The sequence below is a fragment of the Streptomyces sp. NPDC040432 genome (assembly GCF_055595445.1).
The window spans coordinates 322,529-347,857 of sequence record NZ_JBVIVP010000003.1 but is presented as its reverse complement, the minus strand read 5'-3'; the positions used below and the strand labels follow the sequence as shown (position 1 = coordinate 347,857).

The window sequence follows — 25,329 nt, the reverse complement described above, 5'->3', positions numbered from 1 at the left end:
CGCGGGGACATTGCCGGGTACGTTTTCAGCCGACGCTAGTGACCAGCTGGGGCGGTGCGGCGACCGTGGCCGGTACCTCCGCGTCCCAGGTCCGGGGGTCGCCGAAGTGCTCCTGGACCCAACCGGGGTCGTAGAGGGTGTCCAAATAGCGGTCACCCTGGTCGGGCGAGAGCGCGACCGCGGTGAGCCGTTCACCGCGGGGCCGTCCGGCGAGCCAGCGCAGGGCGCCGCTGACGACGGTCCCGGTGGAACCGCCGAAGAGGAAGCCCTGCCGGGCCATCGCGTGGCAGCTCTCCAGGGTGTCCCGTTCGGGGACCATGACGACCTCGTCGACGAGGCCGTCCTCCAGCAGCGCGGGCCGTACACCCGCACCGAGGCCCGGGATGTGGCGGGTGAGGGCCGGCCCGCCGAAGGTCACGGAGCCGACGCTGTCGACGGCCACGATCCGGACGGGGCGCCGCTGTTCGCGGAAGTACCGGGCGCAGCCCATCAGGGTGCCGGTGGTGCCGGCGCCGACGAACAGCACGTCGAGCTCGGGGAACTGGGCGGCGACGGCGGGGGCCGTCGACCGGTAGTGCGCGAGCCAGTTGTGCGGGTTCACGTACTGGTTGAGCCAGACGTAGTTGGGGTCGAAGTCGACGAGTCGTCGGACGTAGTCGATCCGGGCGCCGAGCAGGCCGCGCTCCTTGTCGGGGCGCGAGATGACCAGGACGCGGGCGCCGAAGGACTCCATGAGGCGGCGGCTCGCCGGGTTGCAGCGGGAGTCGGTGACGCAGACGAAGCCGTATCCCCGGTTGGCGGCGATCATGCTGAGGGCGATGCCGAGGTTGCCCGAGGAGGATTCGACGAGCACGTCGCCGGGGGTCAGGGTGCCGTCGCGCTCGGCGGCGAGCACCATCCCCAGGGCGGCCTTCAGTTTGACCGAGCCGGCGAGGTTGAGTCCTTCGTACTTGAGGTAGAGCGGCACGTCGAAGACTGAGCGCAGATCGACGAAGACGTCGTCCACGTTGATCTCGTACGGGGCGGATATGACCGTCACTTCATCACCGTGTTCCGTTCGGGCGGCGTCGCCTGGTTGCGGCCGTAGCGGTCGAGCTCGTGGAAGAAGCCGTCGATGACGCCGAGCCCGCCCGCGTCCCGCAGCTGGTCGTGCACGTACCGGCCGAGGGCGATGTCGAGCACGCCGAGGCCGAAGGGGGAGAAGACGATCGTGCGGTCGGCGGGCAGCTCGACCCGGCCCTCCAGGACGTCGAAGAGGGTCCCGTCGAGGAAGTCGCGGTTGCCGGTCAGCTGTTCGGTCAGGTGCGGGGAGGTGTCGGCCTTCAGGCAGTGCTCGACGTCGTCGACGATGTTGGTGGCCGACAGCAGGATCTCGGGGGCGAGGTCGCGCAGGGACACGTTGAGCACCAGCGGGTGGTGGGCGAACCAGGACGGGTCGTGGACGTGGGGGCTGCCGGCGACGGTGGCGAAGACCACCAGGTCGCTCTCCCTGATCAGCTCCTCGGCGGTGCGGTGCACGACGACGGGGGCGTCGCCCGGACGGCCCGCGAGGTAGTCCGCGAAGGACTCGGCGTGCTGCTCGGACAGGTCGTGGACGCCGAGCGCGTCGAAGGTCCAGCCGGTCGCCTCCAGGTAGTGGTGGACGTAGCGGGCGATCAGCCCCGTGCCGACGAAGCCGATCCGGCGGGGGCGTTCGCCCCGGCTCAGCCGGTCGGCGGCCAGGGCCGCCGAGGCCGCGGTCCTGGACGCGCTGATGATGGAGCTCTCCAGACAGGCGAACGGGTAGCCGGTCGCGTGGTCGTTGAGGATCAGTACGGCGGAGGCGCGGGGAATGCCGGCCGCGACGTTCTCCGGGAAGCTGGAGATCCACTTCAGGCCGTCGGTGGGCCGGTCTCCGCCAACGGACGCGGGCAGCGCGATGATGCGCGAAGTGGGCCGGTCGGGGAAGCGCAGGAAGTACGACGGAGGGTTGACCGAGTCGCCGCGGCCGTGGAGGCGGTAGACCTCCTCGGTCAGCTCCACGACCTGCTTCTCGTTGCCGGTGAGGACCCCGGCCACCTGCGCGCCGGTGATGACGGCGAAGGGCGGCACGAGCGACGGGCGGGACATGGCTGCTCCATCCAAGGGGTTGGCGAGGGGCGGGCCGGGCGCCGTGGGGCGCCCGGCCGCGGGTCCGCGGGTGCGGCGGGAGGGCGGTGCGTGGTGCGTCGGGGCGGCGTGGTGCTACGGGTGTCCCGGGACGGTGACCGGGTCTCCGAGGACGACCGCGATCTCCCGGTCCCCCTCGTACGGCTCCCGGCTGTGCGCCATGCGGAGGTTGTCGACGATCAACAGGTCACCGGCACGCCACGGTTCGCGCAGCGTGTGCTTCTCGTACACCGCGTTGATGGCGAGCACGGTGTCCTCGTCCAGGTGGGTTCCCGAGCCGTAGGTGCTGTTGAACGGCAGCCCGTCGTCGCCGAACTCGAACTTGAGGTACTCCCTGATCATCGGGTCCAGCGTCCACTCGTTGAGGAACGCGATCTGGTTGAACCAGCCTCGGCGGCCGGTCAGGGGGTGGGTCAGGACCGCGGCGGCGCGCTGGCTGGTGCGCAGGTCACCGCCCGGCTGCCAGGTGCACGTGATGCCCCGCTCCGCGCAGTACGCCTCCACGGCCGCGCGGTCGTCGGTGCCGAAGGCGTCGGCGAGGGTGACGCCGACCGTGCCGGTGTAGTTGCGGTCGAGCCGCCACCCCTGTGCCTCGAAGCGGGACACCAGACCGGCCGGGAGGGCCTCCAGCACGTCCGCGGAGTCGGCCACGCCGGTCACGCCGCCGGAGGCGGGCTCGGTGAGGCAGGCGAACAGCAGGGTGGCGGGGACCTCCCGGGCGTAGCTGAGCTCGTGGTGCATGCACATGGGCTGGTCGGCGGGCCACTCCGAGGAGGAGTACACGCCGTCCGCGAGGCGCCGGCGGACGGCGAAGCCCTCCCGTTCGGTGATCACCTCGTGGAGGACCTCCCGGCCGACCGCGGCCACGGTCTCGGCGTCCGCCAGGCCGAGGCCCCGCACCAGGAGCGCCCCGTGCTCGGCGACGCCGGCCCGCAGCCGGGCGCGGTGCTCGGCGGCCCAGGCCGCCGGATCGGCGGGCGCCGGGCCGTCGAGGACGAGCACGGCCGGCCGGCCCTCGGTCCGGGTCACCTCGTACGCGTCCGCCGCCGCGTCGGCGGCGGACGGCCCGGCCGACGGGCCGCGGGGAGCGTCGGCGGAGGAGCCGGAGCGGGTGGAGGAGCCGGTGTCGGCGGAGGAGCCGGTGTCGGCGGAGGAATCGGACGGCGCGGCGCCGGCCCCGGAGGCGCCGGTGGCTCCGGCGTCGATCAGGGCGGCCAGTTCGCCGAGCGTCGGGTGGCGCATGACGTCGCCCAGTGTGAAGGCGCGCTCCATGTGGACGACCAGCCGTACGGCCGACAGCGAGGTGCCGCCCCGGTCGAAGAAGCCGTCGCCGCGCCCGAGCCTGCCGGCGGGCACCTTGAGCACCTGCGACCAGGCTTCGGCGAGCCGGCGTTCGGTGGCGGTGACGAGTTCCTCGTGCGCCCGGTCCTCCTCCCGGACCGCGAGTCGCGCGGCCAGTGCGGTCAGGGCGCGCTTGTCCGTCTTGCCGTTGGGCGTGAGCGGCAGCGCGTCCAGGCGCTCCAGCCGGGCGGGCACCATGTAGCCGGGCAGGGTCTCCCGCAGGCGCAGCCGCAGGGTGTCCGGGGTCTCGTCCGAGCCGGTCTGGAAGGCGACCAGGTGGCGACCCTCGTCGGCGCTCTCCACGACCACGACGGCGCCGTCGCGGACGTCGGGCAGCTTCAGCAGCTGGTTCTCGATCTCGCCGATCTCGATCCGGAAGCCCCGGATCTTGATCTGGGCGTCGCGGCGGCCGAGGAACTCCAGGGTGCCGCCGGGCAGCCAGCGTCCGAAGTCGCCCGAGCGGTAGAGCCGCTGCCCGGGCCGGTGCGGGTCCTCGCCGAAGGCCTGGGCGGTCCGCTCGGGGTCGTTGACGTAGCCGCGGCCCACGCACACACCGGAGAAGACGATCTCGCCGGGGGCGCCCAGGGGAACGGGCCGCAGGTTCTCATCGACGACGTACACGGTGACGTTGCCGACCGCCCGTCCGAGCGGCACCGAATCCCACACCGGGACGGACGTCATCACCTCGTGGTTGGTGTCGTCCGAGGTCTCGGTCAGGCCGTAGGCGTTCATCAGGGCGACGTTCGGGAAGCGCTCGAACCACCGGACGGCGAGTTCCTTCTTCAGCGCCTCGCCCGTGACCGACACGCAGCGCAGGGCGGGCAGCTCCCGGGGCCTCTCCTCCAGACGGGTGAGCACCACCTCCAGGTAGGAGGGGACGGCCTGCAGGACGGCGACCCCGCCCTGTTCGACGGTGTCGAGGTAGCGGTCGACGTCGAGGATCTCGTCCTGACCGACGATCAGTGTCCGGCCGCCCACGACGAGGGCCGCGACCAGCTGCCACAACGAGACGTCGAAGGACTGCGGCGCGGTCTGCGCGACCACCTGGCCCTCGGCGATGCCCTGGTCGTCGATCTTGGCGTACAGGTGGTTGAGGAACCCGGCGTGCTCGCACATCGCGCCCTTGGGTTCGCCGGTAGAGCCCGACGTGAAGTACAGGTAGGCGAGCTGGTCGGGCCCCACCGGAATGCGGGGATCCGACTCGCCCCTGTCCTCCGCGTGCGCGGCGGCGACGTCGAGGAGCTCCAGGCCCGCGGGCGCGGCCTGTTGGAGGTGCCCGGGTCCGCCCTTCTCGGTCAGGACGAGGCGGCAACCGCTGCGCACCAGGGTGCGGGCCATCCGGTCGACCGGCGCGTGCGGCTCGACGGGCAGGTAGGCGGCGCCGGCCTTGAGGATGCCGATGACGGAGGCGAGCCAGTCCAGGTTGCGTTCGGTGACGACGGCCACCACCGCCTCGGGTCCCAGGTCCCGGGCGAGCAGCGCGTGCGCGATCCGGTTGGCCCGGGCGTTGAGCTCCCCGTACGTCCAGCTCCGACCGGCGTGCGCGGCGGCGGTCTCCTCGGGGCGGGCGGCGGCCTGCGCCTCGAACAGTTCGTGGAAGCGCCGGTCGGGCAGTTCCCGCGCCGGACCGGCCAACTCGTGGACCTGGAAGCGGTACTCGGACTCGGAGAGCAGTCCCCGGTCGCGGACGCCGGTGTCGGGTCCGGCCACCAGCTGTTCCAGCGCGGTGAGGTAGTAGCCGGCGATCCGGCCGGCGGCCTCGGAGTCCAGGACGTCGGTGCGGTGGCGCAGCAGCAGGGCGGGGCCCCGCGGGCCGTACCGCAGGGTGGTGACCAGCACGGTGTCGCCGTCCGGGGCGGCCGGTTCACCGTCGGGGTGCCCGAGGTCCAGCACGGTCTCGAAGGCGCCGCCGGAGGGTTCGGCGGTCGCCGCGTCGGCGGCGGTCAGGAGCTCGCGCCAGGTGCCGGCGTCCGGGGACGGCGTCAGGGCGTGCGGGGCGGGCGCGGCGGAGCCCGGGGCGGCCGGCGGGACGTAGCCGCTCACCACGGCCCGTTCGCCGCTGAGCGCGCTCAGCACGGCGGTGTGGGCGGCGATCGGCGCGGCGGCCCAGCCGGTGTGCGACCGCCTGGTCAGCAGCCGCGCGCGGGCGGCGAGCCGGACCGGGACCGGTACGGTCGTCTCCGCCCACGCGGCGGGTACGGGCGCCCCGCCCGGACCGCGCGCCGGTGGCACGCGGCGCGGGACGAGCCGCTGGGGGGTTCCGGTGGTCGTCATCGTCTCTCCTGTCAGGCGTGCGGGCTGCCGTCGGGGACGACGGAGTGGGGAGCCGCGTCGAACGGGGCGTCGCTGATGCCGTCCCAGTCGTGGCCGCGGACGGCGGCCACGAACGCCCCGACCCGCTCGGCCCCCCAGAACGCTTCGCGTCCGTGCATGAAGAACGGCACCCCGAAGGCGTCGTCGTGGTAGGCGGCGATCAGGCACTCGACGCCCTTGAGCCGCAGGTCCGGGTCGTCGACGGCCTCTGCGAGTGAGGGGTCGAGACCGAGGGCGGCGGCGATGGCCTCGATGGTCTCCGGGTCCGCCAGGTCGCGTCCCTCGTTCCACCGGGCCCGGTAGGCGAGGTCGACGAACTGCCGTCCCAGGCCCTTCTCCTCCGCCGCGAGGTAGGCCAGGTGGGAGACCTCCCAGTGCGGGGCGCGGTCCACGGGCCAGGTCACGTGCCAGCCGCGGGCGTGGGCCCAGCGCCGGGCGTCGCGGAGGATGTAGAAGTTCTTCGAGCGGTGCATCGGCATCACCGGCAGGGTGACCCCGGCGTCCGCGAGGAGCCGGGTGGACTCCTCGTCCGGCTCCCAGTAGGGGATCCATTCGATCTGGTCGAGGACGTCGGGATACTTCTCGGTGAGGTCCCGGTACGCGAACCACGAGTACGGGCTGCGCAGCGAGAAGTACCACCGGGGGTGCTTCTTCCGGCGGGTGCTCACAGGGATATCCCCCCGTCGATCTGGAGGACGGCTCCGGTGATGTAGGCGGCGCGGTCGTCGGAGAGGAACGCGACGAGCTCGGCGACCTCCTCGGGCGTACCCATCCGTCCCAGCGCCACGTTCGCCAGGACGCCCTCGACGGCGCCCCCGGACACGGCCGCGGTCATGTCGGTGTCGACGAAGCCGGGGGCGACGACGTTGACGCGGATGCCGTAGCGGCCCGACTCCTTGGCCAGCGACCGGGAGAAGCCGATGATCCCGGCCTTGGAGGCGGCGTAGTTGGTCTGGCCGGCGTTGCCGTAGATCCCGGCGACGGAGGAGATGTTGACGATGCTGCCCTTGCGGCGCTTCATCATCGGGAAGGCCACCGCCCGGCACACGTGGAAGACGCCGTCGAGGTTGGTGCCGACGACCGATCTCCAGTCGTCGTCGGACATCATGACCAGCCCCTTGTCCCGGGTGATGCCCGCCGAGGTGACGGCGGTGGCGACCGGCCCCAGCTCGTCCTCGGTGGCGGCGACCCACTCGCGGACCGCGGCGGCGTCGCTGACGTCGACCCGCCGGTACAGGACGCGGGCGCCGAGCTCGTCGGCCTCCTTGGCCAGGGTCAGCGCCGCCTCCTCGCGGGAGTGGTAGCAGAAGCTCACGTCGTGGCCGTCGGCGGCGAGTTTGAGCACCGTCGCCCGGCCGATGCCGCGGGAGCCTCCGCTGATCAGGGCCACGGGCCTGTCGTCGGTCATCGGAGGGCCTCTCGGTCGGGGGTGTCGGTGGGCTGGTCGGTGGAGGCGCCGGCGGGGCGCAGCTGTTCGGCGGGGCGGAACGCCATCACCATCCGGGTCACGGTCATCACGGTGTCGTCGCCGCGGTGGCTGCTGCCCTCGAAGATCACCGTGTCGGTGAGGGCCCGGCTGACGCGGACCCGGTGTTCGATGAGCTCCCCGGGCCGGACCGGGAGGTGGAACTCGGCGTCGGCGACCGAGCCGAAGAGCATGACCTGCCCGACGGGCGCCTCGGCGAGCGCCGAGGCGAGCAGTCCGGCGGCCTGGCCCCAGGACTCGATGAGCAGGGCCGGCGGGTAGTCCAACGGCGAGTCCGGGGAGATCCCCCGGTACCAGGGCTCGTTGTGCGTGACGGCCTTGACGGCGCGCACGTACTCACCGGGTACGAGTTCCAGGACCCGGTCGACCAACAGCATCGGGTAGCGGTGCGGCAGGAGGTCCGTGACCCGGGGCAGGGCCCGCTCGGGTGCGGTGGTCATGGCGCGTCTCCGGGGAACTCGTAGCGCAGCCGTACGGAGGCGGCCTTGCCGCGTTCCGTGGCCGCGACGGCGTCGCAGCGCAGCCCGGTTCCGGTGCGGCGCCACTTGAGGGTGAGGGTGAGGGTGTCCCCGGGGTGGACGGCTCCGGCGAACCGCGCCGATTCCACGGCGGCGAGTTCGGTGGGGGCCGGCGCGGCGTCGCCGTCGGTGGCGGCGCGCTGCACGCACTCCAGCACGCACACCCCGGGGAAGATCGGGAAGTCCGGGTAGTGGCCGGCGAACACCGGTTCGCTCGGGTCGATCTCGACGCGGGCGGTGGCGGCCAGCCCGTCCGCGGTCCGGGACTCCACCCGGACCTCGGCGGCGACCGGGCTCACCCGGGAGGACGGGGCCGTGCTCACGAGGCACCTCCCAGCCGCAGGACCGCGCAGGCCAGCGAGCCGTCGCGGTCGGCGGAGCTGACGACGACGACCCGGCCGGCGGCGGAGGCGTCCGCCGCGGCGGTGGCCAGCACCATGGCGATCTGGAACGAACCGGAGGCCGCGGAGACGTCACCGAGGCGACTGACGGCGGGTACCCGTTCCAGGGCCTCGGAGCCGCAGACCGCGGTCAGTACCTCGCGCTCCTGGTGGCCCAGCAGGCCCGGCGCGTCTCCGGCACTCGCCGCCCACACCTCCCGGGGGTCGACACCGGCGGCTTCCAGGGCGGAGCGCACGCAGGCCTCCAGGACCGGGCGCACGAGGCTGCCCGTCGCCACCCTGGTCCGGACGGCCAGGACCTCGGCGAGCCGGGGCCGCTCGGGGGCGGCACGGTCGGCCGGTTCGACCAGGAGCACGGCCGCGCCCTCGCCGAGCGCGACGCCCGGCGCCTCGGCCCCCCGGCTGTGGCGCTCCAGCCAGTAACGGGCCGCCGAGTACTCCTCGGCGGCGGTGCAGAGCACGGTGTCGGCGCGGCCCGAGGAGAGCAGCCGCGTCGAGTAGTTGAGGGCCAGCAGGCCCGCCGCGCGCCCGCCCGCGAGGGTGGTGTTGGGTCCCTTGATGCCGTACCGGATGGCGCACTGGCCGGCGGCGCAGTTCATGACGGCGTTGGGCATGACGGCCGGGTCGACGTCGTAGGGCCGCTCCCCGACCAGCGAGCTGCGGGTGAAGTCCATCATGCTGGCGGCGCTGCCCGTGGTGGTGGCCAGGACGAGCGCGGCCCGCTCGCCGGTCTCCGACCCGCGCACGGCGCCGGGCCGTTCCAGGAGGGAGCCGACGGCGGCGACGGCCAGGCCGGTGACCCGGTCCATGGATCGGGTGCCCTTCTTGCCGAGGACCTCGCGGGTCTCGAAGCCGGGGACCAGGTGGGCGCGGCCGGCCGGTACCTTCCAGCGCGCGGTGTCGATCGGGGCGCCCGTGGAGCGCTCGCCGCGCAGTCCCTCGGCCAGCGCGTCGGCGCCGATGCCGTACGGGGAGACCGCCGACCAGCCGGTGATGACGGCCCCGGGGGCCGCGGTGGTGCTCATGCCACCGCCCGGGGAGCGGAGAGGGCGGTGACGGTGGCCTCGTCGAACTCGGCCATCTCCCAGTGGTTGGGGGCCGACTCGTGGAGGTAGCCGTGGGTGATGGTGCCGGTGGCGGTCTTCACGAGTCGGCCGTCGCGCAGCACCCAGCAGTCCATGCGGGTGGAGTAGAGGAGGGTCTTGAAGACGTCCTCGACGGTGTAGACGGTGTAGAGCTCCTCCTCCATCACGGTCTCGTCGAGGATCTCGATGCGGGACTGGGTGACGACGGGGATCCAGCCGCGGGTGTCGAGGACCTTCTTGATGGGCAGGCCGCGGTCGGCGAGGAAGAGGTCCTCGACCTCCTCCATCACGCGCAGGAAGCCGGACATCTGGACGCGCTCGTTGAAGTGGCAGTAGAAGTAGGGCATCCGCCAGCGCCAGCCGAACGCGTTCGTGTCGCCGATGAGTTCGTCGAGGACCGGGTCTGTGGTCGTGCCGCGGCCGGCGGTGAACTCCCCGTAGGGCAGCGGGACGGCCGTGGCCCGGCGGCTCTCGCCGGTGCCGAGGCGGGCGGCGGTGAACCGCTCGATGCCCTCGGGCCAGGCCTCCTCGGCCTTGATGTGGTCGTCGACGCGCAGGACGACGACCACGGTGGAGCCCGCGCACTTGATCCGTGCGCCGTCGCGTTCGACGTACAGGGCGACCTTGAAGCGGAGCCGGTCGTCGCTCGCCCTGACGGCCGGGGTGACGACCGCTTCGACCTCGTCGTCGACGGCGAGGAGCGCGGCGAGGCGGGAGTGGACGTCCACCACGTCGAATCCGAGGCCGAATCGCCGGTAGAGCTCACCGACGGGCAGGCCCGCCGTCCTGAAGTGGTTCAGCACGGCCGCTTCGGCCACGTAGTTGATGTGCTTGAAGCCGATGGCGAAGCTGATGTTGTTGCCTTCGAACAGGGGGCGCAGCCGTCCCGTCGTCGGGTTCTCCAGCAGCGCCGTCACAGCGGGATGGGGCGTCGGGCCCATCACGGACTCCTTCGTAGGGGGGCGGATCGGGCGGGGGTGCCGTCGAGGACGGACTCCACGGTGCGGGCGAACCACTCGGGCCGCTCCAACATCGGGAAGTGGCCGCAGTCGGGTGCGGTCACGCAGGTGCCGGCGGGCAGTCGGGCGGCGAGCCGGCGGGCCTCGTCCACGGGGGCCGAGAGGTCCAGCTCGCCGCCGATGGTCAGTACGGGGGTGTGGACGAGGTCCACGCGCTGCAGCGGGGTGCGCAGGTAGGTCTCGAAGAAGCGGAGCCAGCCGTAGGGGCCGACCCATTCGGTCATCCGCCGGGCCATGTCGGCCCGCAGGTCCTCGTCGATGGGCCGGTCCAGGGTGCGCAGCCGGATGGACTCGGACATCGTGCGGGGGAAGTCGGCCATGCTCGTGCCGAGCAGGTCCCAGTGGAACTCGTCGGCGTCGGCCCGGTAGAAGGGGTTGACGAGGACGACGGGAACGTCGAGGGGGTTCCCCTCTGCGGCCCGGCGACAGAGCAGTTCCAGCAGCAGGACGGAACTGAAGGAGTGGGCCACCACCAGGTCGGCGCCGCCGGGGACCGCGTCCAGGACGTCCTGGAGCAGGCCCGCCGAGTCGCCCTCGTGCCGCCACCCGGTGATGCCGCCGCTGTGCCAGGGCAGCCGGGGCGCGTGGACGCGTACCCGCGGGTCCCAGTGCGCCGCCGTGGGCTCCCAGATCGCCTCGTTGTTGCCGAGTCCGTGGAGCAGCACCACGGTGCTCATGCCGTGGCCCCGACGGGGAGCAGGGCGGTTCCGGCGCCGCCGAGGACGACGTGCACCGGGTCGGTGTGCCCCTGCGCGAACCAGCCGGCGGCGGCCGCGCACTGGACGACGCCCAGCGCGCCGGAGAGTTCGCCCCAGCCGCCGAGGGTGAGGTGGAGGGCATCGCCGGCGACCGGAACCCCCTCGGGGGTGAGCCGGAGTCCTGCGTCGGGTACCCGCTCGGCGAGCCGGGCGAGGGTCTCCTCGGAGCGGGGGGTGCGGACCACGGGGCCGAGGAGCGCCTTCGCCGGCGCGGTGGGGATGCGGCTGAGGACCAGGGCGGCGCCGCCGTCGGCGACGGGCCCGCCGACGAGGCGGCGGGTCACCTCGTTGTCCGGCTCGACGCCGGTGACCAGCATGTGGTCGGCACGGCCGGTGCGGAGCATCAGGGTGGCCCAGCGGATCGCGTCGAGGCCGGAGGTCCGGCCGTTGCAGACGGTGAGGTTGGGGCCGCGCAGTCCGAATCGGATGGCGGTCTCCGAGGCGATGATGTTGCTGGACGCGTTGGGGGTGTCCATGGGGCTGAGGGCGCTGGTGGACTCCTTGGCTATGGTCTCGACCGCGCGGCAGACGGTGTCCGCGTTGCCGAGGTTGGAGCTGACCACTGTGCCGATCCGGTCGCCGGGCACGGTGAGTTCCGTGCCGTCGAGGATCGCCGCGTCGGTGAGCGCCACGTGCGCCAGGTGCAGGCCGAGCCGGGTCGCACGGTCCTTGAAGCGCAGGCCCTTCCTGCCGATGAGGGCGGCGGCGTCCACCGGATCGGCGCCGGGCACTGCGGGCCTCAGGAGGGCCTGCGGGTCGGAAACGCCGGGCAGGGCCACGGCGACACCGGAGACGGCGAGGTTCACGCGGCGCCTCCCACGATCGCGACGGCGTTGACGCCGCCGAAGCCGAAACTGTTGACCTGGGCCACGCGCAGGGACGCCGCCAGTGGCCGGCCGGCCACCAGGTGCAGGTCCTCGCCCTCGGGCAGCGGGTCGGTGAGGCCCGCGATCGGCGGCACCAGTCCGGTGTCGAGGGCGCGCACGGCGACGATCAGGCTGAGCAGACCGGCCGAGCCCGAGGTGTGTCCGGTGAGCGACTTGATGCCGGTGAGGGCCGGCCTGGCTCCCGCGAACACCCGTCCGGTCACGGTGGCCTCGGTGAGGTCGTTGAGCGGGGTACCGGTGGCGTGCAGGACGACGAGGTCGATCTCCTCGGGCGTGACCTGCGCCAGTTCCTGGGCCTCGCGGACGGCCGCCTCCACACCGGCTCCGTCCGGGGCCGTCTGGTGGTGGGCGTCGCAGTTCACGGCCACCGAGCGGAGCCAGGCGTGGACGCGGCGGCCGGCGCCGGCCGCCCGGGTGAGGACGACGGCGGCCGCGCCCTCGCCCAGGATGGTGCCGCCGCGGTCCTTGTCGAAGGGGCGCACGGAGGTCGGCGGATCGAACTGGACGCGGTCCGCCTGGCCGAACATGCTCTCGGTGACGACGTCGCAGCCGGCCACGATGACCGTCTCCGCCTCGCCGAGTTCGAGCATGTCCCAGGCCAGCGCCAGGGCGTACAGCGAGGCGGAACAGGCCCCCGCGAAGGTGTGCGTGTCGGCGGCGGAGAACCTGCGCCGCAGGGCCTCCTCGAAGTGGAGGCCGTCGGTGTCGAAGGGGATGCCGTCGCGCCACCACAGTTCCAGCGAACGCAGTTCGCGCAGGCCGGTACCGACCAGGACGGGGATCCCGCCGAGGTCCTCGGGGAGCCCGGCGTCCTCGGCGGCCTGCCGGACGGCTTCGATCAGGAGGCGGGTGGCACGGCCGGGTTCGTCCACGCCGTCGAGCTCCCGGTCGTCGACCTCGAAGAGCTGCTGCGCGTTGAAGCGGGAGCGGTCGAAGGCCCGCAGGGGGGCGAGGCCGCTCCGGCCCGAGCACAGGCCGTCGAAGATCTCCTGGGGGTCCCGGCCGATGCTGGTGACTCCCCCGATGCCGATGATGGGGTACTTCACCGCCCGGCCCCCTCGTACTTGCCCAGGATCACGATGGCGTTGTTGCCGCCGAAGGCCAGACCGTTGTTCTGCACGACGCGCAGGTCGGCCTCGACCGCGTGGTTGGGTACGCAGTCGATGCGGCACTCCGGGTCGGTCGTGCGGTGGTTGATGGTCGGCGGGATGAAACCGTGGGTGATCGCCAGTCCGCAGGCGATGGCCCCCAGCGCGCTGGCGGCGCCCATGGTGTGGCCGAGCATCGACTTCAGCGAGATGGTCCGCGGTGGGCCTTCGCCGAAGACCTTGTTGATGGCCTCGGCCTCGGTGATGTCGTTGGCCTTGGTGCCCGTGCCGTGCGCGGAGATCAGATCGACCTCGGCGGGCTTCACGCCGGCGTTCTCCAGCGCGATGCTCATGGCCTGGGCGACGCTGTCGCCGTTGGGGGCGACCTGGTGGTACGCGTCGCAGTTGAGGCCGTACCCGAGGACCTCCGCGTAGATCGTGGCGCCCCGGGCGAGGGCCGAGTCCAGGCTCTCCAGGACCAGGACGCCGGCGCCCTCGCCGGTGAGGATGCCCTTGCGGTCCACGTCGAACGGCTGGCAGAACTCCGGCGCAATGGTGCCGAGTCGGTAGAAGCCGGTGAAGGTCTTGCGGCACATGGCGTCCGCCCCGCCGCACAGGGCGAACTCGACCTCGCCCGAGCTCACCGCGTCGAAGCCGTACCCGATCGCGTAGTTGCCCGCGGAGCAGGCGGTGGCGATGGTGGGGGCTTCGACGTCGGTGAGCTCCAGCTCCTGCGCGATGGCCGTGGAGAGCCTGGCGGGTGACACGCGCCGCACGACCTGCGGGTCCATGTGCTCGGGCCCGTCGACGAGTTCGGCGGCGACCAGCTGGTCCAGTTCGTAGGACTCGCCGTCCGTGGTGCCGACGGAGACCAGTCCCCGTCGGCCGGCGAGGTCCACCGGATCCAGACCCGCGTCCCGAACGGCCATCCGGGCCGCCGCGACGGCGAAGCGGCTGGCGCGTCCAAGCTCCGCCACGGGTGTACGGGTGATCCACTGCTCGGGGTCGAACCCCTTGACCTCGCACCCGTTGACGTGCGCGAAGCCTTCGACGTCGAACACCGAGATCGGGCTGACGCCGCTGCGGCCGGCCCGCAGACTGGCGGTGAACTCCTCCGCCCCGATGCCAATGCTGGAGATGACTCCGAAGCCGGTGAGGACCACCCGGCGTTTCCCGGTTCCGGCTCCGGGGCGTACTGAGGACATGCTGTTCCCCCTTCAGACCTACGGACCTGCGGTGCGGCGTGCGTACGGACCGGGTCAGCGGACGGGAGCCGCCGCGACGACCTCGTACACGCGCTCCAGGTTGACCATCTGGGCGAGCTCGGACTGGTCGATGGTGATCCCGAACTCCTTCTCCAGGGAGGCGAGGATCTCGATGGCGCGGAGCGAGTCGGCGCCGTGGTCGTCGATGAAGAGACTGGTCTCGGTGACCTCGTCGTCCTCCAGCTCAAGGATGTCGATGACGATTTCCTTGATGGCGGTACGGCGCTCGTCGGTGAGGGTCGACATTTCTTTTCTCCTAGGTCGTGGTTCGTCTGATCAGGACGCGTCGGCGGACATCGCCGCCGCGAGGCTGCGGGGACGCATGTCGGTCCAGTGCTCGTTCACGTATTCCAGGCATTCCGCCCTGGCGGCCTTGCCGTGCGCAACGGTCCAACCCGCCGGCACTTCGGCGAATCCGGGCCAAAGGGAATGCTGCCCCTCTTCGTTCACGAGTACCCAGTACTCGGCGCTGTCGTCCTCGAATGGATTGGCCATCGGCTCTTCCCTTCCTGGCACTGTCGCCCAATTCGGCTCGACCATAAGCACCCGGGAATCATCTCGACAAGGGCTGCCCGACCCGCGACGACCGGCCGGCCGTGAGAGATTGCAATGAAAAGAATTGAATAATGTGTTGCGCGGATTCGGGACGCGCCTCCACGCCGGTCGCGCCGACGGCGAAAAAGTACGTTTGCTCCGCCCTGGAGGCCGCTCCGCGCCGGCGCCGGCGCCGGCCGTCGTGCGCCCCGGCGGCAGGGGCCGCTTCCGGCCATCGAAGAATTCTTGGCGCGGTCGGCATCCTCGCGCGCCGACCAGTACGGTCCACCGTGCCATCCCCACACGACCAGCCGGGAGTTCAGGTGTCAGGACCGCTGATCAGACCGCTGCCGCGCCCCCGGGCCCGGCTGACCCTGTTCTGCCTGAGCTTCTGCGGCGGCGGCACGGCGCCCTTCCGTTCCTGGGCCCGGACCCTGCCGGAGGACGTGGAACTCGTCCTGTACTGCTATCCCGGCCGGGAGGGACGCTTCACCGACCCGTTCGCCCGGGACTGGGAGGAGCTGCTCGACGGCGCCCTGGGAGCGGTGCGGAGCCTGGGCGGCCGACCCTACGTACTGCTGGGACACAGCATGGGGGCCTGGGTCGCCTTCGACCTCGCGGTGCGGGCGGAACGGGCGGGCGGTGGAGACGGCCTGCGGGCCCTGGTCGTCTCGGCCGCTCACGCTCCCGACCGCGTACGGGAGGCCCTGGCCGCTCCGCCGAACCTGTACGGCACCGACGAGGAGCTGCTCGACTGGATGGGAGCGGCGGGGCAGTTGGCGGACGCGGTGCGGGCGGAGCCGGAACTGACGCGGATGGCCGTCGACGTGTTCCGCGCCGACCTGCGCGTCCTGGACGGGTACCACCACCGGCCGGGCACGCGCGTACGGGCGCCGTTGCAGTTGCTGTACGGCCGGCGGGACACGGTGGACGCCACCGACGCCGAGGCGTGGCGCCGGCTGACCGAGGGCGGCTTCACGGCCACGCAGCTGCCCGGCGGGCACTTCTACACGCCCGAGGTGTGGCGACGGCTGACCGACCACGTACCGGCGCTCCGTCCGGCCGGGCCGGGCGGAGCGGGCGCCCCCGGGACGGCCGACGTACGGGCCCCGGACGTTCAGGCCGCCGAAGCCTCCTTCAGCACCCGGTCCCGAATGGCCCGGAGCATGGACTTGCGCGTCGCCCCGCTGCCGAACCTGATGAACAGCCAGTAGGGGGCGAACCTGCGCCGGGCCCGGTCGTCCGTGGCGAAGATCCGGGTCTCCGTGGAGAGGATCCCCCGGGCGTACCGGACGTTCATCCCGATCTTCAGTATTCCGGGCCCGGGACAATCACGAATGATCTCGGAAATCGTGCCCGGGGGGCGAGGAATGTCCTCCATCGACTGCACCGCCGCGAAGAGGAACTCCTCCCCTCCGCTGGGAATCACCTCTCCGCTCTCCTTGAGGTAGTCGGATACGATGCGCCGCTCCGCCGACACGTCGGCCCGGGTGAGGGCGATGAGGGCGCGTGCCACGGGCGCCTCCGCCCAGGTGGTGGCGTACACGGCGCGCATCACGTCGTCCGTCGAACCCACAACGGGAATCCGGTGGATCTCCCTGAAATGCCATTTCGGCACCAGACGGTCCAATTCCGACCGGTCGTCGGTCATTTAACTCTCCCTCACGCCTTTACGGATCGACTCGCTGCACATCCTAAGGAAGAACGTCAGAACGGTCCGCCCGGACCCTTCCGGATGGCAGCTTGCTGCCATTTCTCCGAACGGAGAAGAATACTGGTCCGCCCGGATTCCGGAGAGGAACGACGGGGAACTCTCGGATCCGTTTTCAAGGATTAACAGCGGACTTCCCGCCCGCTCCCGATATTCGGCAGGGTTCGGGCGAATCCTCGTGCGCACCGGAGCACGGTGCCTACCCGTTGGGAGCGGTGAGTGGACGCTGGTCGGTTCAGAAGGACGAGAACGGGGCCGGCCTGCGCCGCCGCGTTGGCGGTGACGGTCGGCCTGCTCGGCGCGGCGCAACCGGCGTCGGCCGCCCCGGACAGGGGGAGCGCGCTGGGCGTCGCTCCGATCATCAGCAGGGCCGGTGACCCGGTCACGCCCGTATGGCCCGCCGGCAGGTTCGAGGCGGGTGGCCCGGAGCGGGACGCACAGGGTCCCGGGCGCCCCGCCCCCACCGGACCGGCCGACGGCGCGGTGCTCGCCGACGAGCGGCCCACGCTGGCGGCCGAGCCGCTCCCGGGGGCCGTGGCCTACGAGTTCGTGCTCGGCACCGGCGATTCGCCGCGCACGGGACAGGTCGTCACGTCGGGCTGGCTCCCCTCTCCCTCGTGGACGGCGCCGGCAGGGCTGCTGAAGGACGGCGGACAGTACCGTTGGACCGTCCGGGCGCGGAACGCGGGAGGCGGGACCGGCCCGGACGGCGCGGCAAGGTCCTTCACCGTGAACCAGCGGCTGGGCACTCCGGATCCGGCGGGCCCGGCCCCCTCGGACTCCATGGACCCGGTGTCGGTGAACCTGGCAACGGGCAACGTGTCGTTGTCGGTGAGCACGGGCCGTACCTTCACGGCGGCCGGCCCGCTGGCCGCGACCTTCACGTACGACTCGCGGGCGGCGGCCGTCGGCGGATTGACCGGGTCGTACTTCGCGGGTGACGCGGAGACGATCGGACCCGACGAGCGGCCCGCGGCCGTACGTACCGACGCCCAACCGTCCTTCGCCTGGGGCGGACAGGCCCCCTACCCGGGGGCGGAGGCGGACGCACCCTTCCGCGCCCGCTGGTCGGGAACGCTGCGGGTCCCCGAGTCGGGAAGCTACCGGCTGGGGGGAACGTACGAGAAGGGCCTGCGGATCACGATCGACGGCAAGCCCGTGCTCGACGACTGGAACCGTGCTTCGGGTACCGGTGACGTCCCCGCCCACGGCGCCTCCGTCGAACTGCGGGCCGGGCAGTCCTACGCGCTGCGGGTGGAGTACCGGCGCCCGGGCAAGGGCGGCGGCGTGGTCCTGTGGGCGGCGAAGCCGGGCCGGGACGCGGTACCCGTACCGTCCTCCTGGCTCTCGCCCTCCGGCGCGGTCCTGCCGCCCGGCTGGCGCGTGACGCCCGGCGCCGAACCGGCGGCCACGGGCACCACCGGTGCCGGCGGCACCCCCCTCGACCCGCAGGCCGGCTCCCCGCCGGCCGAATCCGCCAAGCCCAGGAAGCGGGCCGTGCCCGCTGCCTCCGCGCAGGCCGGGCCACGGGCGGGCGTCGAAGCCGCCGAGCAGGCGGGGGTGACGTTCATCCACTCGGGCAGCCCCCGGTGCGCGAACCGATCGGCCCCGACCGGGTACGTATGCGCGGTCGAAGTTCCGGGCGCCGGCCGGACCGACCTCGTGTACAGCGGTGGAAAGCTCGCGCGGATCGTCAACCCGGGCGCGGAGGTGACCGACTTCGGCTTCACCCCGGACCACCGGCTCTCCGCGGTTCGCACCCCCCTGGTGACTGACTGGATCGGCGTCGACCCCGCCCGACGCGACACCGGGGCCGCCCAGTACCGGATCGACTACGCCGGGAACTCCCCACGCGCCGCGTCCCTGACCGGGCCCGAGCCCACGGGGACCGTCAGCACGCCCTCGGTCAGGCCTCGGCACACCTACGAGTACGCCGCCGCGGCCACCGAGGTCCGGGTGGCCGGAACGACCACCCCTCAGGGTTGGTCCCGCCGGACGGTCCATGACCCTGCGGGCCGAACGCTCTCCGACACCGACGGCACCGGACGCACGGTCCGCACCGAATGGACGGCCGCCGACCTGACCGCGTCCGTGACCGACGCCGCGGGACGGATGACGACGACCGTGTACGACGACGCGTCGGGCAGGCCCGTCGGTGCCTACGGCCCCGGACCTCGTGCCTGCTTCGGCCCCGACCGCCGCCCCCTCTCCCCCGCGCCCGCGGGTTGTGACCGGGTACCCGCTCAATCGACGGTGTACGGGGAGCGGGACGTCACCACCGTTCGCGCCGACTCCGACGGGGTGCCGGAGCTGACCACCCGGACGGAGCTCGACGCGCTCGGCCTGCCCGTCGCGGTCGTGACCGACCCCGCGGGCCTAGGCCTGCGGACGCGGATGTCGTACGACTCCTCGTACCGGCTGACCGGGAAGACCCTGCCGACCGGCGCCGAGCAGCGGTTCGAGCACTACGGGGAGACCGAGAGCGTCGACAACCCCTGCACCCCGGGCGTCGATCCCGCGCCCCAGCGGGGCCTGTGGAAGTCGGTGACCCTGCCCACCCCGGCGAACGGTCCGAGCCGGCTCAACAAGAACGTCTACAGCGCCCGTGGCGTGCCGATCGCCCAGAACACCGGCTCCGACGGCTGGATCTGCCTGGACTACGACGCGCGGGGCCGGACGATCCGGATGCACATGCCGAAGACGGACGCGCTGCCCGAGCGGACCGTCGACTACGACTACGCCTTCGGTGGTGACCCGCTCGTCCTGCGGGGGTCCGAGCCCACCGACCGGTTGACGCGCACGGTGGACCTCCTGGGCCGGCAGGTCCTCTTCGTCGACGCCCACGGCACGCACACACGGACGGTCTACGACCGTGCGGGCAGGGCGGTCGAGGAGCGACTGACACCGCCGTCGCGGGCGGACCGGGTACAGGTGACCCGAACCGTCCACGACGCGGCGGGCCGGGTGCGGGAGATCTCGCTGGACGGCCGGAGGTTGGCCGTGGCCGAGCACGACGCGGCCGGCGGTCTGGCCGCCGTGCGGTACGCCAACGGGACCTCCCTGACGGTGTCCCGGGATGCCGCGGGCCGGATCACCGGCAAGGAGTGGACCTTGGCGGACGGACGGAAGGTCGGCAGCGGGGTGACCCGGTCCCGATCGGGCGCGGTCGTCGACGAGGTCACGGCGGGGGAGGACCCGGGCAAGGGTCGCCCCAACTACCGCTACGACGCGGCGGGCCGACTCGTCGAGGCCTCGGTGACCGGGCACGTGTACGGCTACGACTTCACGTCCGCCGCCCCTGCGGGCTGCCCTCGCGGCACCACGGCCGGTGCGGGCGCCAACAGCAACAGGGTGCGCCTGCTGGACCGGACCGCAGCCGGCACCGCGGTGACCGGATACTGCTACGACGCGGACGACCGGCTGCTCGCCACCACGGGGGCCTCGCCCCTGACCGACTTCAGGTACGGACCCAACGGCAACCTGGAGAGCTACTCCGCGGACGGCAAGAAGGTCACCCGCCGGTACGACTTCACCGAACGCTACCTGGGCGGCGCTGAGGGCGGCAGCGAGGTCGGCTACCTCCAGGGCCTCGGCGACAGCCTGATCCGACGGGACGTCAAGGCGGCGGGCACACGCGAGACCCTGCTCTACGCCCACAGCGCCATGACCGACCTGGACCCGGAGTTGGTCCTGCGAGCGGACAAGCGTCTCCTCACCCGCATCGTCCCCCTGCCCGGTGGCGTGCTGCACGTCACCACCGGGGGCCCGTACGGTGGCCAGGGAGGCTGGAACCACCCCACCGTGCGCGGTGACGTCTTCCTCGTCACCGGGGAGGACGGCCGGCAGCGCGGTCCCGTGTACCGCTACGGCCCGTACGGCGAGCCGCTCACCCCGGACGGCAAGGTCGACGCCGACCACGTGCCGGACAACCAGCCCGGCGACTTCGACTACGCCTGGCAGGGCCAATTCCGACAGGGATACGAGCACAGCGGCGACTTCTCCGCCGTGGTGCTGGGACTGCGCACCTTGAACGTCCGGTTCGCCCGGATGGAGGTGGGCTACTTCCAGAGCGAGTTCCTCAACGCCTACGAATACGGTGCCGGTGATCCGATCAACCACCGGAGCGTGAACGGCATCACCTTCGAAACCGTTACGGAGTAGTCGGAGGCGGTATGCCCGGCGCCGGTCGTCGGCGCCGAACAGCCCGGGTCCGGGTCCCGGCGACCTCCCGGTCGTCGGGACCCGGGCCGCTCGCCGTCCGTCAACCGGGCTTCTTCCGGGGCGCCTTGGCCGTACCTCCCGTATCCGACCCTTCTAGAATCGGCGAAATGCCCTACGAAGAGCGACACCGGCTGAGGACCGCCCTTCCGGGCATCCTCTGCGCGGTCCTGGGAGCGGGCGCCCTGACGGCCGCCCTGCTCGCCACACCTTCGGCGGGCCTGCGGGCCCTCCTGCCCATGTCGGTGGCGGTCATCGCGGCCCTCGCCCTGACCGTCCTGCCGTCACGGGTTCCGCTCGTGCCGACGGCCGCGGCCGTGGCCGTGGCGTCGGCCCTGGGAACCGCCGCCCAGTTCCCCCCGCCCATCGGGACGGAGCAAGGCCCGGCCGGCCTCCTCGCCCTGGTCGAGGTGGCCGCCCTGCTCGTGGTCGTCCTGCTGCTGGCACGACGCGCGCCCGCCCGTCAGGCCGTCGTGCTCGGCTCGGCGATCGGGCTGTTGGAGTCGACGATCGTCCTGCGGTTCCACGTGCCGCCGAGCGTCATGGAAGCCGCCGCACAGAGCGCCTTCTTCGCGCTCGGCGCCGTGGCGGCCGCGGCGGTAGGAGGCTATCTGCGCAGGCTGGAGTCCCACAGGCTGCTCGCGGTGCGCGAGGCCCGTCGCACCCAGCGCCTGCAACTGGCGCGCGACCTGCATGACTTCGTGGCCCACGACGTGTCGGGCATCGTGGTGCTCGCACAAGCCGCCCAAGTCGTCGGCGCCACAAGGCCGGAACAGGTCCTGCCGCTCCTGGCACAGATCGAGGCCGCGGGGCTCCAGGCCCTGAGCTCGATGGACCGCACCGTCCACATGCTCGACGGCGCCGACGCGACGTCCGGGGAGGTGGCGGGCCAGGGCGGTGAGGGCCCTCCCCAGCCGTACGGGCTGACGGACATCGTGGACGTCGTCGAACGGTTCCGGGCCGCCGGGCGGGCCGAGGTCGACCTCGGCATCGACCTGTCACCCGGGCACGTCGACCGGGTTCCGCGCGAGGTGGCCGCGACCGCCCACCGGGCCGTCGTGGAGGCACTGACCAACATCCGTCGGCACGCGCCGGGCACTGCCCTCGTCCGCGTCCGGGTCCTGCCCGACCTCTCCGGCCCCGTCCCGCTACTGGCCGTGTCCGTGACCAACAGCGCCCCGTCCCGCCACGGCGCCGGGGTCGCCGAACGGGGCCGGCGCGGCGGCGGTTCGGGGCTGGCGGGCCTGACCGAACGTGTGCGGGCACTCGGCGGCACGTTCGACTTCGGCCCGCGGGCCGAGGGCGGGTGGCGAACGTCCGCCGCACTCCCCCTCGGCGAATGACCGTGGGGAAAAGCGAATAGCAGCCCGTACAGCCGCCGCGCAATATCACTTCGAGACTTCTGATCCTCACTCCGCATTACCGCATGCCGCTACTACCGTACCGGTGACAGGTAACGGCCCGTGTTATCCATTTCGGTCATTCCTCCATTACGCCCGACGACCGGTGGGGGGCTCCCGGAATCGAGCGAGGACAGAATTCATGGACGACCTGATGATTGAAGTCTCGGAGATATCGAAGGTATTCGGTCCGGCCAAGGCGCTCGACGGGGTCAGTCTCGGAGCGGCACGAGGGACGGTACTGGGACTCCTCGGGCACAACGGCGCCGGGAAGACCACCCTCATCAACATCCTGAGCACGCTGGCCCTGCCCACCTCGGGCACGGCCCGCGTCTGCGGCCTCGACGTCACCCGCGACGCGGAAGAGGTCCGCCGCCGCATCGGGCTCACCGGCCAGTACGCGGCGGTGGACGAAACCCTCTCGGGACGCGGCAACCTCGTCCTCATCGCGCGGTTGCTCGGCGCGTCCCGGCGGCAGGCCGCGGCCCGCGCCGACGAGCTGCTGGAGGTGTTCGACCTCACGGGCGCCGCGGAACGCAAGGCGAAGACCTACTCGGGCGGAATGCGCCGCCGCCTGGACCTCGCGGCCGGCCTGGTCGGGCACCCGGACGTCATCTTCCTCGACGAACCCACCACCGGCCTCGACCCGGCGGCGCGGCGCGCCCTGTGGGAGATCGTCAAGCTTCTCGTCAAGGACGGCACCACAGTGCTGCTGACCACCCAGTACCTCGACGAAGCGGACTACTTGGCGGACTCGATCACCGTCCTGGCGGCCGGCCGGGTCATCGCGTCCGGCACCGCCGACGAACTGAAGGCCCGGGTCGGGCGGCGCAGCGTGTCCGTCACGGTGCGCGGCGAGCCGGACCGTCCGCGGGCGTCCGAGGCCCTGAGGGGCGCCGGCTTCGCCCCCGCCCACGAGGGTGACGGTCTGGTCCTGACGATGCCCGTCACGAACTCGACCGATCTGGCCCGTGTCGTCCGGGCCACGGACGAGGCGGGAGTGGACCTCGCCGGGCTGGCCTTCGCCGAACCGTCCCTCGACGACGTGTACATGGCCCTGAACCATTCCACCGGACGCTAGGCAGGGATCCCCCGATGACCATCACGACCAGCCGGGCGGCCGATCGGCCGACCCACGAAGCCGCCCCCGTGGCGCCTCCGAGGTTCGCCGGGACCGGCGTCCTCAAGCAGATCCAGGTCCTGTCCGGCCGGTCCCTTCGGGCCCTGCGCGAACCCGCCCTGGTACTGCCGGGCGCCCTGGAGCCCATCCTGATGCTGACGGTGTTCAGCCAGGTCTTCAAGAGTGTCTCGCAGACCTCGGCGTTCCCCGCCGGGGTCAGCTACATCGACTACCTGCTGCCTGCCTTCCTCGTCACGGGGTCGATCAGCGCGGGGCTCAAGTCGGGCGTGGCGCTGACGACCGAACTCAACAACGGCATCATCGCCCGCTTCAAGGCGATGCCCATCCACACGGCGTCCATCCTGATCGGCCGGAGCATCGCCGACACCGTGCTCAACACGGTCAACATGCTCGTCATGCTGGTGGCCGCGGCCCTGGTCTTCGGGTTCGACCCGGCGGGCGGCGTGTTCGGCGCGCTGGGCGCGGTCCTGGTCGCCGTGGTCCTCGGCTGGTCGCTGGGTTGGGTCTTCATGGCCCTGTCGGCCTGGCTGCGCCGCCCCGAGGCGCTGCAACCCATCGGCGGCATCATCAACATGGTGCTGCTCTTCGCCTCGAACGCCTTCGTGCCGGCCGAGGGGCTGCCGGGCTGGCTCAAGGGGTTCGCCGAGGTCAACCCGATGTCCCACGCGATCACGGCTGCGCGTGATCTGGCCTTCGGGGAGCCCCGGCTGAGCACCGTCCTGGCTCCCCTGGGCATCTGCCTGGTCGTCGTGGCCCTCACCGCGCCGCTGGCGATCCGCAGCTTCCGCAAGGTGACCTGAGACCGTTCCTGTACGCGCGAGGGCCCGCCGTCCCCTGGGGACGGCGGGCCCTCGCGCGTACAGGAACGGAGGTCTCCGGGTGCGTCACTCCTGTCCACAGCCGCGGCACCGGCCGCGGCGGCGCAGGTGGTAGAGGTAGGTGGCGGCGCCGAGGGCGGCGGCCCAGACCACCCAGAGGATCGAGGGGCCCATGATCCCCCACGAGTCGAGTTCGAAGCCGCGCAGGCCCATCAGGCCGGCGGGAACGAGGACGAGCGTCATGATGCCGGCCGGGACGATGGCGGTCGCCGGGTGGATCCGGCGCCCCTTCTTGAACCAGACCCAGCGCGGCCAGACCTCGCCCCACCTGGCGACGAGCCCGTGCGTCAGCAGGCTGCCAAGCGCCGACAGGATCCCCAGCACGAGTCCGATCTCCAGCATGCCGGGGGTGTCCTGCATCTCCTTGAGGAACTCGTCCGTGATGCCGAGCGGTTGGCCGAAATACCACGCGATGCGGGTGACGTCGTAGGGGATGGTCGCGATCAGCGCGACCCATACCGCCCGGCGCCCCCACGTGCGCAGCTCGGCCGGATCGCTCCAGGCAGCGGGACCGTGCGGGGCCCGGCCGCAGCGCACGCACCTACCCTTGGTGCGCCGTTGGTAGGCGACGGTCGTTGCGATCCGCAGCAGCCCTCCGATGAAGACGATCATCAGGTTGCCGCGGTGCCAGTAGAGGATGTCGCTCATTTCCTGCGCCCCGGGAACCCCGGTGAAGGCGAACACGAGCAGGGCGGGGGCGAACACCAGCAGCCCGAGCAGCGAGTAGTCGGGGATCACGAGGGTCAGGACGACGCCGGCGACCCACCCGTGGGCCAGGAGGACCGTGCGCAGCCACCCGGTGGCCCGGTTCCTCAACATCAGGATCCCGGCGACCACGCCGAGGGCACAGAACGCGGCCAGCACGGGGGCGACGACTTCGGCGCTGCTCGGCTCCAGGACCGATCCCGACGAGCGGTCCTCGTGGACCCGCTCGAAGGGGTAGGCGTCGCCGCCCAGGGCCCAGTACAGGGCCGCCGCCCCGTAGAGCGCCGACCACACGAGCGCCAGGTATCCCGCCCAGTCCGGCCACCTGGACCACCAACGCGGGCGCGGCGGAACAAGTGGAGAGGGTTCCCGGGTATGCGTTTCGGTGGCTGTGTTCGGCATGACGGACTTCCTCTGATTCACCGCTCGGAGC

Annotated in this window: 22 protein-coding genes; 5 read left to right on the top strand and 17 right to left on the bottom strand. The window is 72.3% G+C overall.

Going from position 1 to position 25,329, the window contains the following annotated elements:
• Positions 1–25: 25 nt before the first annotated feature.
• The 15 genes from sbnA to ACZ58N_RS08615 all read right to left on the bottom strand — a co-directional run bounded on the left by sbnA (position 26) and on the right by ACZ58N_RS08615 (position 14,804).
• Complete coding sequence (sbnA, locus tag ACZ58N_RS08685) at positions 26–1,039, bottom strand: 2,3-diaminopropionate biosynthesis protein SbnA (protein ID WP_471157108.1); 1,014 nt, start codon at positions 1,037–1,039, stop codon at positions 26–28.
• Entirely contained in the window at positions 1,036–2,109 is a 1,074-nt protein-coding gene (gene sbnB / locus ACZ58N_RS08680; protein ID WP_471157106.1) for a 2,3-diaminopropionate biosynthesis protein SbnB, read from the bottom strand. The genes sbnA and sbnB overlap by 4 nt, the downstream gene beginning before the upstream one ends.
• A 114-nt stretch (positions 2,110–2,223) precedes the next feature.
• Positions 2,224–5,763 carry a non-ribosomal peptide synthetase gene (locus tag ACZ58N_RS08675; protein WP_471157104.1) on the bottom strand — a complete coding sequence of 1,180 codons (3,540 nt, stop codon included), beginning with the start codon at positions 5,761–5,763 and terminating at the stop codon, positions 2,224–2,226.
• Positions 5,764–5,774: 11 nt separating this feature from the next.
• Positions 5,775–6,470 carry a DsbA family protein gene (locus tag ACZ58N_RS08670; RefSeq protein WP_471157102.1) on the bottom strand — a complete coding sequence of 232 codons (696 nt, stop codon included), beginning with the start codon at positions 6,468–6,470 and terminating at the stop codon, positions 5,775–5,777.
• A complete protein-coding gene (gene fabG, locus ACZ58N_RS08665) occupies positions 6,467–7,210 on the bottom strand; it encodes a 3-oxoacyl-[acyl-carrier-protein] reductase (RefSeq protein ID WP_471157101.1) in 744 nt (247 codons plus the stop codon). Before fabG ends, ACZ58N_RS08670 begins: the two co-directional genes overlap by 4 nt.
• Positions 7,207–7,728 (bottom strand): 3-hydroxyacyl-ACP dehydratase FabZ family protein, encoded by a 522-nt coding sequence (locus ACZ58N_RS08660; RefSeq protein WP_471157099.1) that lies wholly within the window; start codon positions 7,726–7,728, stop codon positions 7,207–7,209. Before ACZ58N_RS08660 ends, fabG begins: the two co-directional genes overlap by 4 nt.
• The gene (locus tag ACZ58N_RS08655) at positions 7,725–8,129 is read right to left on the bottom strand and encodes a 3-hydroxyacyl-ACP dehydratase FabZ family protein (RefSeq protein ID WP_471157097.1); all 405 of its coding nucleotides are present in this window, start codon (positions 8,127–8,129) and stop codon (positions 7,725–7,727) included. The genes ACZ58N_RS08660 and ACZ58N_RS08655 overlap by 4 nt, the downstream gene beginning before the upstream one ends.
• Positions 8,126–9,232, bottom strand: coding sequence for a beta-ketoacyl synthase N-terminal-like domain-containing protein (locus tag ACZ58N_RS08650; RefSeq protein ID WP_471157096.1), 1,107 nt, complete (start codon positions 9,230–9,232; stop codon positions 8,126–8,128). Before ACZ58N_RS08650 ends, ACZ58N_RS08655 begins: the two co-directional genes overlap by 4 nt.
• Positions 9,229–10,233: a hypothetical protein gene (locus ACZ58N_RS08645; protein ID WP_471157094.1), complete on the bottom strand. Its 1,005-nt coding sequence runs from the start codon at positions 10,231–10,233 to the stop codon at positions 9,229–9,231. Before ACZ58N_RS08645 ends, ACZ58N_RS08650 begins: the two co-directional genes overlap by 4 nt.
• Positions 10,233–10,988, bottom strand: coding sequence for an alpha/beta fold hydrolase (locus ACZ58N_RS08640; RefSeq protein WP_471157092.1), 756 nt, complete (start codon positions 10,986–10,988; stop codon positions 10,233–10,235). The genes ACZ58N_RS08645 and ACZ58N_RS08640 overlap by 1 nt, the downstream gene beginning before the upstream one ends.
• Positions 10,985–11,875, bottom strand: a complete 891-nt coding sequence (locus tag ACZ58N_RS08635) for a beta-ketoacyl synthase N-terminal-like domain-containing protein (RefSeq protein WP_471157091.1) — start codon at positions 11,873–11,875, stop codon at positions 10,985–10,987. Before ACZ58N_RS08635 ends, ACZ58N_RS08640 begins: the two co-directional genes overlap by 4 nt.
• Positions 11,872–13,002 (bottom strand): beta-ketoacyl-[acyl-carrier-protein] synthase family protein, encoded by a 1,131-nt coding sequence (locus tag ACZ58N_RS08630; protein WP_471157090.1) that lies wholly within the window; start codon positions 13,000–13,002, stop codon positions 11,872–11,874. Before ACZ58N_RS08630 ends, ACZ58N_RS08635 begins: the two co-directional genes overlap by 4 nt.
• Positions 12,999–14,249, bottom strand: a complete 1,251-nt coding sequence (locus ACZ58N_RS08625) for a beta-ketoacyl-[acyl-carrier-protein] synthase family protein (protein ID WP_471157088.1) — start codon at positions 14,247–14,249, stop codon at positions 12,999–13,001. The genes ACZ58N_RS08630 and ACZ58N_RS08625 overlap by 4 nt, the downstream gene beginning before the upstream one ends.
• 54 nt (positions 14,250–14,303) lie before the next feature.
• Positions 14,304–14,555 carry an acyl carrier protein gene (locus ACZ58N_RS08620; RefSeq protein ID WP_281207732.1) on the bottom strand — a complete coding sequence of 84 codons (252 nt, stop codon included), beginning with the start codon at positions 14,553–14,555 and terminating at the stop codon, positions 14,304–14,306.
• A gap of 30 nt (positions 14,556–14,585) precedes the next feature.
• Positions 14,586–14,804 (bottom strand): MbtH family protein, encoded by a 219-nt coding sequence (locus tag ACZ58N_RS08615; protein WP_471157085.1) that lies wholly within the window; start codon positions 14,802–14,804, stop codon positions 14,586–14,588.
• Positions 14,805–15,166: 362 nt separating this feature from the next.
• On the opposite strand from ACZ58N_RS08615, the gene ACZ58N_RS08610 reads away from it, so the two are divergent.
• The gene (locus tag ACZ58N_RS08610) at positions 15,167–16,057 is read left to right on the top strand and encodes a thioesterase II family protein (RefSeq protein ID WP_471157083.1); all 891 of its coding nucleotides are present in this window, start codon (positions 15,167–15,169) and stop codon (positions 16,055–16,057) included.
• On the opposite strand, the gene ACZ58N_RS08605 is transcribed toward ACZ58N_RS08610, so the two are convergent.
• Positions 15,961–16,494 (bottom strand): hypothetical protein, encoded by a 534-nt coding sequence (locus ACZ58N_RS08605; RefSeq protein ID WP_471157081.1) that lies wholly within the window; start codon positions 16,492–16,494, stop codon positions 15,961–15,963. The genes ACZ58N_RS08610 and ACZ58N_RS08605 overlap by 97 nt on opposite strands.
• A gap of 279 nt (positions 16,495–16,773) precedes the next feature.
• Here ACZ58N_RS08605 and ACZ58N_RS08600 point away from each other — a divergent pair, with 279 nt between their 5' ends.
• The 4 genes from ACZ58N_RS08600 (at position 16,774) to ACZ58N_RS08585 (ending at position 24,113) form a co-directional block, all read left to right on the top strand.
• A complete protein-coding gene (locus tag ACZ58N_RS08600; RefSeq protein ID WP_471157079.1) occupies positions 16,774–20,715 on the top strand; it encodes a PA14 domain-containing protein in 3,942 nt (1,313 codons plus the stop codon).
• A 167-nt stretch (positions 20,716–20,882) separates the two neighbouring features.
• Complete coding sequence (locus tag ACZ58N_RS08595; RefSeq protein WP_471157077.1) at positions 20,883–22,115, top strand: sensor histidine kinase; 1,233 nt, start codon at positions 20,883–20,885, stop codon at positions 22,113–22,115.
• 199 nt (positions 22,116–22,314) lie between these two features.
• Positions 22,315–23,253 carry an ATP-binding cassette domain-containing protein gene (locus ACZ58N_RS08590; RefSeq protein ID WP_471157075.1) on the top strand — a complete coding sequence of 313 codons (939 nt, stop codon included), beginning with the start codon at positions 22,315–22,317 and terminating at the stop codon, positions 23,251–23,253.
• Between the two features lie 14 nt (positions 23,254–23,267).
• Positions 23,268–24,113 (top strand): ABC transporter permease, encoded by an 846-nt coding sequence (locus tag ACZ58N_RS08585; RefSeq protein ID WP_471157073.1) that lies wholly within the window; start codon positions 23,268–23,270, stop codon positions 24,111–24,113.
• Between the two features lie 84 nt (positions 24,114–24,197).
• Here the strand turns inward: ACZ58N_RS08585 and ACZ58N_RS08580 are convergent, their stop codons facing one another.
• Positions 24,198–25,298 (bottom strand): NYN domain-containing protein, encoded by a 1,101-nt coding sequence (locus ACZ58N_RS08580; protein WP_471157071.1) that lies wholly within the window; start codon positions 25,296–25,298, stop codon positions 24,198–24,200.
• Between the last annotated feature and the right edge of the window lie 31 nt (positions 25,299–25,329).

What these genes read in the sequence shown, in the direction of transcription:
- sbnB (WP_471157106.1), bottom strand. Translation starts at nt 2,109, where the DNA reads ATGTCCCGCCCGTCGCTCGTGCCGCCCTTCGCCGTCATCACCGGCGCG.
- ACZ58N_RS08675 (WP_471157104.1), bottom strand. Translation starts at nt 5,763, where the DNA reads ATGACGACCACCGGAACCCCCCAGCGGCTCGTCCCGCGCCGCGTGCCA.
- fabG (WP_471157101.1), bottom strand. Translation starts at nt 7,210, where the DNA reads ATGACCGACGACAGGCCCGTGGCCCTGATCAGCGGAGGCTCCCGCGGC.
- ACZ58N_RS08660 (WP_471157099.1), bottom strand. Translation starts at nt 7,728, where the DNA reads ATGACCACCGCACCCGAGCGGGCCCTGCCCCGGGTCACGGACCTCCTG.
- ACZ58N_RS08650 (WP_471157096.1), bottom strand. Translation starts at nt 9,232, where the DNA reads ATGAGCACCACCGCGGCCCCCGGGGCCGTCATCACCGGCTGGTCGGCG.
- ACZ58N_RS08645 (WP_471157094.1), bottom strand. Translation starts at nt 10,233, where the DNA reads ATGGGCCCGACGCCCCATCCCGCTGTGACGGCGCTGCTGGAGAACCCG.
- ACZ58N_RS08640 (WP_471157092.1), bottom strand. Translation starts at nt 10,988, where the DNA reads ATGAGCACCGTGGTGCTGCTCCACGGACTCGGCAACAACGAGGCGATC.
- ACZ58N_RS08625 (WP_471157088.1), bottom strand. Translation starts at nt 14,249, where the DNA reads ATGTCCTCAGTACGCCCCGGAGCCGGAACCGGGAAACGCCGGGTGGTC.
- ACZ58N_RS08620 (WP_281207732.1), bottom strand. Translation starts at nt 14,555, where the DNA reads ATGTCGACCCTCACCGACGAGCGCCGTACCGCCATCAAGGAAATCGTC.
- ACZ58N_RS08615 (WP_471157085.1), bottom strand. Translation starts at nt 14,804, where the DNA reads ATGGCCAATCCATTCGAGGACGACAGCGCCGAGTACTGGGTACTCGTG.
- ACZ58N_RS08605 (WP_471157081.1), bottom strand. Translation starts at nt 16,494, where the DNA reads ATGACCGACGACCGGTCGGAATTGGACCGTCTGGTGCCGAAATGGCAT.
- ACZ58N_RS08595 (WP_471157077.1), top strand. Translation starts at nt 20,883, where the DNA reads ATGCCCTACGAAGAGCGACACCGGCTGAGGACCGCCCTTCCGGGCATC.
- ACZ58N_RS08590 (WP_471157075.1), top strand. Translation starts at nt 22,315, where the DNA reads ATGGACGACCTGATGATTGAAGTCTCGGAGATATCGAAGGTATTCGGT.
- ACZ58N_RS08585 (WP_471157073.1), top strand. Translation starts at nt 23,268, where the DNA reads ATGACCATCACGACCAGCCGGGCGGCCGATCGGCCGACCCACGAAGCC.
- ACZ58N_RS08580 (WP_471157071.1), bottom strand. Translation starts at nt 25,298, where the DNA reads ATGCCGAACACAGCCACCGAAACGCATACCCGGGAACCCTCTCCACTT.